5 protein-coding genes are annotated in these 6,456 nt (G+C 39.7%); 4 read left to right on the plus strand and 1 reads right to left on the minus strand.

What is annotated here, in order from left to right; all coding sequences use genetic code 11:
* Nucleotides 1-6: 6 nt before the first annotated feature.
* A complete protein-coding gene (locus KZZ04_RS16950) occupies nucleotides 7-429 on the plus strand; it encodes a F0F1 ATP synthase subunit epsilon (RefSeq protein ID WP_006793948.1) in 423 nt (140 codons plus the stop codon).
* Nucleotides 430-719: 290 nt separating this feature from the next.
* The gene (gene glmU, locus KZZ04_RS16955) at nucleotides 720-2,078 is read left to right on the plus strand and encodes a bifunctional UDP-N-acetylglucosamine diphosphorylase/glucosamine-1-phosphate N-acetyltransferase GlmU (protein WP_219423387.1); all 1,359 of its coding nucleotides are present in this window, start codon (nucleotides 720-722) and stop codon (nucleotides 2,076-2,078) included.
* A gap of 28 nt (nucleotides 2,079-2,106) precedes the next feature.
* Here glmU and KZZ04_RS16960 read toward each other — a convergent pair whose 3' ends face one another.
* Nucleotides 2,107-2,949 (minus strand): LytTR family DNA-binding domain-containing protein, encoded by an 843-nt coding sequence (locus KZZ04_RS16960; RefSeq protein WP_219423389.1) that lies wholly within the window; start codon nucleotides 2,947-2,949, stop codon nucleotides 2,107-2,109.
* A gap of 143 nt (nucleotides 2,950-3,092) precedes the next feature.
* Here KZZ04_RS16960 and KZZ04_RS16965 point away from each other — a divergent pair, with 143 nt between their 5' ends.
* Both KZZ04_RS16965 and KZZ04_RS16970 read left to right on the plus strand, forming a co-directional pair.
* Nucleotides 3,093-4,322 carry an acyltransferase family protein gene (locus KZZ04_RS16965; RefSeq protein ID WP_219423391.1) on the plus strand — a complete coding sequence of 410 codons (1,230 nt, stop codon included), beginning with the start codon at nucleotides 3,093-3,095 and terminating at the stop codon, nucleotides 4,320-4,322.
* A gap of 85 nt (nucleotides 4,323-4,407) precedes the next feature.
* The gene (locus KZZ04_RS16970; protein ID WP_219423393.1) at nucleotides 4,408-6,201 is read left to right on the plus strand and encodes a choice-of-anchor I family protein; all 1,794 of its coding nucleotides are present in this window, start codon (nucleotides 4,408-4,410) and stop codon (nucleotides 6,199-6,201) included.
* The last annotated feature ends 255 nt before the right edge of the window (nucleotides 6,202-6,456 follow it).

The following is a 6,456-nucleotide window of genomic DNA, read 5'->3' on the forward strand; positions in this document are numbered from 1 at the left end:
GGTAGTATGGCAGCTATGACTGTACATCTTGACGTAGTAAGCGCAGAGCAGAACTTGTTTTCTGGTTTGGTTGAATCGATTCAAGTATCTGGTAGTGAAGGTGAGCTTGGTGTTAATGCCGGTCACGCGCCACTACTAACTGCCCTTAAACCTGGTATGGTGCGTTTAGTTAAGCAATTTGGTGAAGAAGAACTCATTTATATTGCTGGCGGTACACTAGAAGTTCAACCGAACATAGTGACCGTACTTGCAGACACAGCCGTTCGTGGTGAAGACCTAGACGAACAAGCTGCAGAGCAAGCTAAACGTGACGCTGAAGCGCAAATGGCAAAAGGTGCATCGTCAGAGCTTGATTACAATCAAGCGGCAATGCAACTAGCTGAAGCGGTAGCACAACTACGTGTTATTCAGCAATTACGTAAAAAGTAAGCCTATCTGGTTTATAAAAAAGCCCACTTTATGTGGGCTTTTTTGTGCTTGTTGCTAAGGTCCGTGTTTAAATTTAAGCTTTTTTAGTCGTAGAAGTTATTAACTGAGCTTTTCACTTATATCCTTCATCAATCCCCGCTACAATAACGCCATTAAATTAAGTGTGTTTTTCAGTCAAGATTCAGTACTAGCAAATTAGTTTACTGAGTATTTGCACAGGGCGTGACTTACGCAATCTTCTGTATAAACAGACTTATTAACTAAAACAACGGAAAAAGGAAATTGTTTTAATGGCTCTAACAACAGTAATTCTTGCTGCGGGTAAAGGTACTCGTATGCGCTCTGCTCTACCTAAAGTACTGCATAAAGTGGCAGGTAAACCTATGGTGCAGCACGTTATAGATAACGCAAAGGCACTTGGTGCAACCACTACTAATTTAGTTTACGGACATGGCGGCGAACTATTACAACAACAACTTGCCGATAACAACGTAAACTGGGTACTGCAAGCAGATCAGCTTGGCACTGGCCACGCAGTAGCACAAGCTAACCCTCACATTAATGATGACGACACCGTACTTGTGTTGTACGGCGATGTACCTCTTACAAAGCAATCAACGCTTGAGCGCTTATTAGCTGCAACACCTAAAAATGGTTTAGCGGTATTAACCGTTAACTTAGTTAACCCAAATGGCTACGGCCGTATGCTGCGTGAAAATGGCAAGCTTGTTGGTATTGTTGAGCAAAAAGATGCAAACGCCGAGCAGTTACTTATTAGTGAAGTAAACACCGGCATTATGGCGGTTAACGGCAAGCTTTTAAAAACATGGTTAGGCAACTTATCTAATAATAATGCGCAGGGTGAATACTACCTTACCGATATCGTTGCTATGGCTCACAGTGAAGGCGTAGAAATTACTTCAGCACAGCCAGATCATGCAATGGAAGTTGAAGGCGCAAATAACCGCGTACAACTTGCAGGCCTTGAACAAGCTTATCAAGCATGGCAGGCAGAAGAGTTAATGTTAAACGGTGCCACTCTCGCCGACCCAGCCCGTATCGATGTACGTGGCGACGTTAAAACAGGCGAAGACGTATTAATTGATATCAACGTTATTTTTGAAGGCAATGTAACCCTTGGTAACAATGTACAAATTGGCCCTAACTGCGTACTTAAAAACTGCACTATTGGCGATAACGTTGTAATAAAAGCAAATACCCTGATTGAAGATGCAAGCGTAGCGGCTAAATGTACGCTGGGCCCTTATGCACGCCTACGCCCAGGTGCAGTAATGGAAGAAGACTCGCACATTGGTAACTTTGTAGAGATGAAAAAAACCCGCTTAGGCAAAGGCTCTAAAGCTAATCACTTAAGTTACTTAGGCGATGCTGAAATTGGTGAAAAAGTAAATATTGGCGCAGGTACAATTACCTGTAACTACGACGGGGTGAATAAAGCAAAAACCATTATTGGCGATAATGCTTTTATTGGCTCAAATTCATCACTTGTTGCCCCTGTAAATATTGGTGCAACAGCAACTGTGGGAGCGGGCTCTGTGATCACTAGCACCGTTGAAAACGAGCAGCTTGCAATAGCACGTTCAAAGCAGCGTAATTTAACCGGCTGGAAACGCCCTGTTAAAAAATAATACTGAAAGGCTACCTAGGTAGCCTTTTTTATTGCAGCTTAAGTTTAAATTGCTCTTTATAACGCCTAGAAAGGTTAAGCACTTTACCTGTAGTTAGTTTTATTTCGCTGTCGCCGCTGGGGAGTGGTGTAATGCATTCTACTTTATCGAGTTTTACGCCATGACTTCGGTGAATCCTACAAAAGCCCTGTGCTTCTAGTTGCTTACATAATTCAGTGAGCGTCACTCTTAAAGGGTAAATGGACGTGCCAATGTGTAAGTTTACATAATTGCCTGAAGATTCAAGCCAATCCACGTCGTCAATTTTTATAATAAATTCTTTACCCCGCTTTTTAACTAATAAGCGATTAATAGTATCAGTATTGTGTTGCTCACTTTCATCAATAGATGAAGCCTCCCCGAGTAGCTGTTTAACAATATACTGATAAACTTTAATAAGGGTGATAAAGAATAAAAAACTTATCGCATCTTTTTGGTATTCATATAAAAATTCAAACCAGCTGAGCCCAAAGTTGTAGTGAAGTTCGTTCAACCAATAAATAAGCTTACGTCCTCCAACCATTACACTAATATGGAATACGCTGAAAATAATAGACGCTACAAAGTAAGTACACAGCGAAAGCGCAATATTGTGCCAGTCAAAAGGCACCTTTCTTAATAGCCATACTACAGCCGGAAATATAAGTAATGTGCTAAACGCACTTGAATACTCCCATACAAACGGCTCCCATAATAAAAAAGGCAGCGTCCCGTCTCTTTGTGCTTCCATTATTTGAGTTGTCGCATTAACCGTATTGTTAATTACAACGTAGCTAAACAGAAGTAACGCAGCATAAAAAGTTTGAAAACGTTGAAAGTGTTGAAGGTTCATTATGTGTGCTTTTATATTTATAGGCGACAGTTATCCCTGTATACCACCTTTTATCACTATTGCTTGTAATATAAGCACTTATGTATAGTTTTTGCGAGTTATTTTAAGTTAACTACCGATATCAAAAACACATTGGTTAACGTATGAGTACTCAATTAAACGCAATACAATCTACACGCTCTCGCCATTACTTTATTGATTGGTTGAGAGTAATTGCATTTGCGACTCTCATTTTTTATCACATAGGTATGTTGTATAGCCAAAATTGGGGGTTTCATTTTAAAAGTAATTATACGTCTGAACACGTAGAGTATTTTATGTTGCTGTTTTCCCCTTGGAGAATGCTGCTAATTTGGTTTATATCAGGGGTAGCACTTCGTTTTATGCTTGATAAGGTAAGTGGCTATAAGTTACGTACCTTATTTGTTTTAAAGCGTTCTATTTTCATATTACTCCCCCTGCTGGTGGGGTTATGGTTAGTTGTACCTATACAGCTTTATGCCGAAATGCATCAACAAGGCGTTATAGATATAACGTACTGGCAGTTTTATTTAGCGTTTTTAGATACCAGTCATAGTATGTTTGCTGATTACCAATCTGGAGTATGGCCGCATGTTGATGTAAATCATTTATGGTATTTACGTTCTTTATGGCAGTTCATGCTTATTGTTTTTATATACTCATTAGTAGCAAAGCTTTCTATTTTTTCTTTTTTATTAACCACGGTTAAAGTAAACCTATCATTTTCTATGCTCACAGGCCTATTAGTAATAGCCATGTTGCTTGCTAATAATTATTTAAAAGGTGATGCAATACGCGAAGTAAGCGGCTTTATATTTTTATTTACAGGATACCTGTTAGCCAAAAATACTTATTTTTGGGCAAGTTTAAATCAATATCGTTGGGTATTGTGTACAAGCTTTATCCTATTATATGTGTGCATTGTTTTGGCGTATCAGAGTGTATTAGATTTACCAAATTATGTTTGGGTCACTATATATAATACTCAAAGAGTTGTTGGGGTGTTCGCCATGCTCACCTTAGCGCAGCGCTTTTTAAACTTTAAAGCACCTTACCTAAATACACTAAATAGCGTGGTGTTTCCCTTTTACGTATTACATCAAAGTGCATTAATTATTTTGTGTTTTATGCTGCGGCCTTTTAATTTTTGCCCCGTGGTTGAGTTATTTTTAATTACAGTGGGTACTTGGGGGGCGTGCGCAGCTATTACATTAGTGGTAATGCGCTTTGATGCTCTGAGGCCCTTGCTAGGTATTAAAATTAAAAATAACTATTCGCCAACGATAAAAAAGGCCGGTTATATTTTGGGTATGTTGCTTATTTTACCTTTAGCCTATCAGCTGGTTTTTTAAGGTAAAAAAGTTTTATTAAAAGTGCCACAACTTTGTAATACCTCTGTGTTGATATTTACGTAATACCACACTAAGAGAAATTACAATGTTAAAAAAATCAATAATAGCGCTTTCACTTTTATCTATACTGACCGGTTGCTCATTAGATGGCGATGATGGTCAAAGTGGCGCACAGGGTTTACAAGGTGTACAAGGAACTGCAGGTGAGAATGGAATTAACGGCACCAACGCTAACTCAGCTTTAACCATTAGTTTAGTAGGTAGAGCTGTACTCAATGCGCAAAGTCCTGAAGGTGCTGCCGAAATAGTCGCTTATCAAGCATCAAAAAAATGGATTTACGCTATTAATAGCTCGGGCGATACAGCGGTTGTAAATATTATCCCTGCCGACACATTCGATACAGCTGCTTTAGCGCAAGATAACGAAGGCATTGTAAATACAACTAACTTAAGTACGGCAATTACACTTACCTTAAACGACAACACCCCCGGTGAAGCAAACAGCATTGCAATAGACGAAAATAACCAATTACTTGCTGTAGCCATGGCCGCAAAAAACGTTGGTGAAATGGGCCAAGTTGCCTTTTACGATATAAGCGGCGATACACCAATCTTTATAAAAAATGTAACCGCTGGTTTTTTACCTGATATGGTTACTTTTAGCCATGATGGAGTAAAAGTGGTTGTTGCCAACGAGGGAGAACCTAATGGCGACTATAGTATTGACCCACAGGGGTCTATCAGCATTATTAATATTATTGATGGCGAAGTTGCCGACACCGCTACAAATATTGACTTTACAGCATACAACGACAAGCAAGCTGAGCTTGAAGCTCTAGGATTGGTATTTGCTAATCCAACAGGGCGCACTATAAATGGTAATTTAATCAATACAACCGTCGCTATGGACTTAGAGCCAGAGTACGTCAGCATTTCTAAAGATAACAAATACGCTTATGTATCAATTCAAGAAAATAACGCGCTTGCCATCGTTAATCTAGAAGATAACTCTCTTGAGTTAAAAGGGTTAGGATTTAAAGACTGGTCTAACTTACAAATAGACGCATCAGATAAAGACGGCGGTGTTAATTTTAAATCATACCCCGGCTTATATGGAATGTACCAGCCAGACACAATCTCAAGCTTTAGCTGGAAAGGCGCCAACTTTATAGTGTCGGCTAATGAAGGCGATGCACGCGAATACTTTTTTGATACAACAGACGAAGCAGACTGCATAGCCAAAGGCGGCTTAGATTTCGATGAAGACGATGGTTGCCTTGCTTACATAGATGAAAGCCGCGTTGAAGACTTAACACTTGCTGCTAACTTTGACTACTTAAATAACGACGATAACGACATCGGCCGTTTAAAAGTGACAACGGTTAAAGGTGATACTAATAACGATGGCCAATACGAATCGCTTTATGCCTATGGCGCACGTTCATTTACTATTTGGGACAGTAATGGGCTGGTGGTGTTTGACTCAGGCGACGACATAGGCCGTATAACTGCATCTGTCCATGGCGAAGCCTTCAATAACAATGAAGATGAAAATAAAGGCGATACACGCTCAGACGATAAAGGCGCAGAACCCGAAGCGCTCACTATAGGTACAATTGGTGAACGCACCTTTGCATTTATAGGACTCGAGCGTATGGGCGGTATCATGATTTACGATATTACTAACCCATATGATGTGCAGTTTGAAGATTACTTTTATAACCGAGGTGTAATAGAAGGAGCAGCTATAACCGGCGACCTTGCCCCAGAAGGGATGATGTTTGTACCGGCTGAACAAAGTGCCACTAATAAACCACTCCTCATAATAGGTAATGAAATATCTGGTTCTATTGCAGTATGGGAAATTTCAGCTAATTAACCATGCTATTTAAAAGCGGAAAATAAAATGTTTTGTTTTCCGCTTTTATATTCATAGATCATTAGCATTTTTAAAGTGATTAAAAATGCATGTTTTTTAAACTAAAAGCGCTCTCCACCCCTTTATTTGTATACCTTTCGTACTAAAAGTGTTTTTATTCAAAAAAGCGTGAATTAAACATTGACCCCCACTCGAATATCCCTATAATGCGACCCCACTGAGACGGCAGGCGCCAACGCATAGCGAGGCAAGAGT

Source organism: Pseudoalteromonas sp. CR1, assembly GCF_019392235.1.
Taxonomy (GTDB): domain Bacteria; phylum Pseudomonadota; class Gammaproteobacteria; order Enterobacterales; family Alteromonadaceae; genus Pseudoalteromonas.

Bases quoted from the DNA above. Each gene is read 5' to 3' on its own strand.
- KZZ04_RS16960 (WP_219423389.1), bottom strand. From the start codon at position 2,949: ATGAACCTTCAACACTTTCAACGTTTTCAAACTTTTTATGCTGCGTTA.
- KZZ04_RS16970 (WP_219423393.1), top strand. From the start codon at position 4,408: ATGTTAAAAAAATCAATAATAGCGCTTTCACTTTTATCTATACTGACC.
- KZZ04_RS16965 (WP_219423391.1), top strand. From the start codon at position 3,093: ATGAGTACTCAATTAAACGCAATACAATCTACACGCTCTCGCCATTAC.
- glmU (WP_219423387.1), top strand. From the start codon at position 720: ATGGCTCTAACAACAGTAATTCTTGCTGCGGGTAAAGGTACTCGTATG.
- KZZ04_RS16950 (WP_006793948.1), top strand. From the start codon at position 7: ATGGCAGCTATGACTGTACATCTTGACGTAGTAAGCGCAGAGCAGAAC.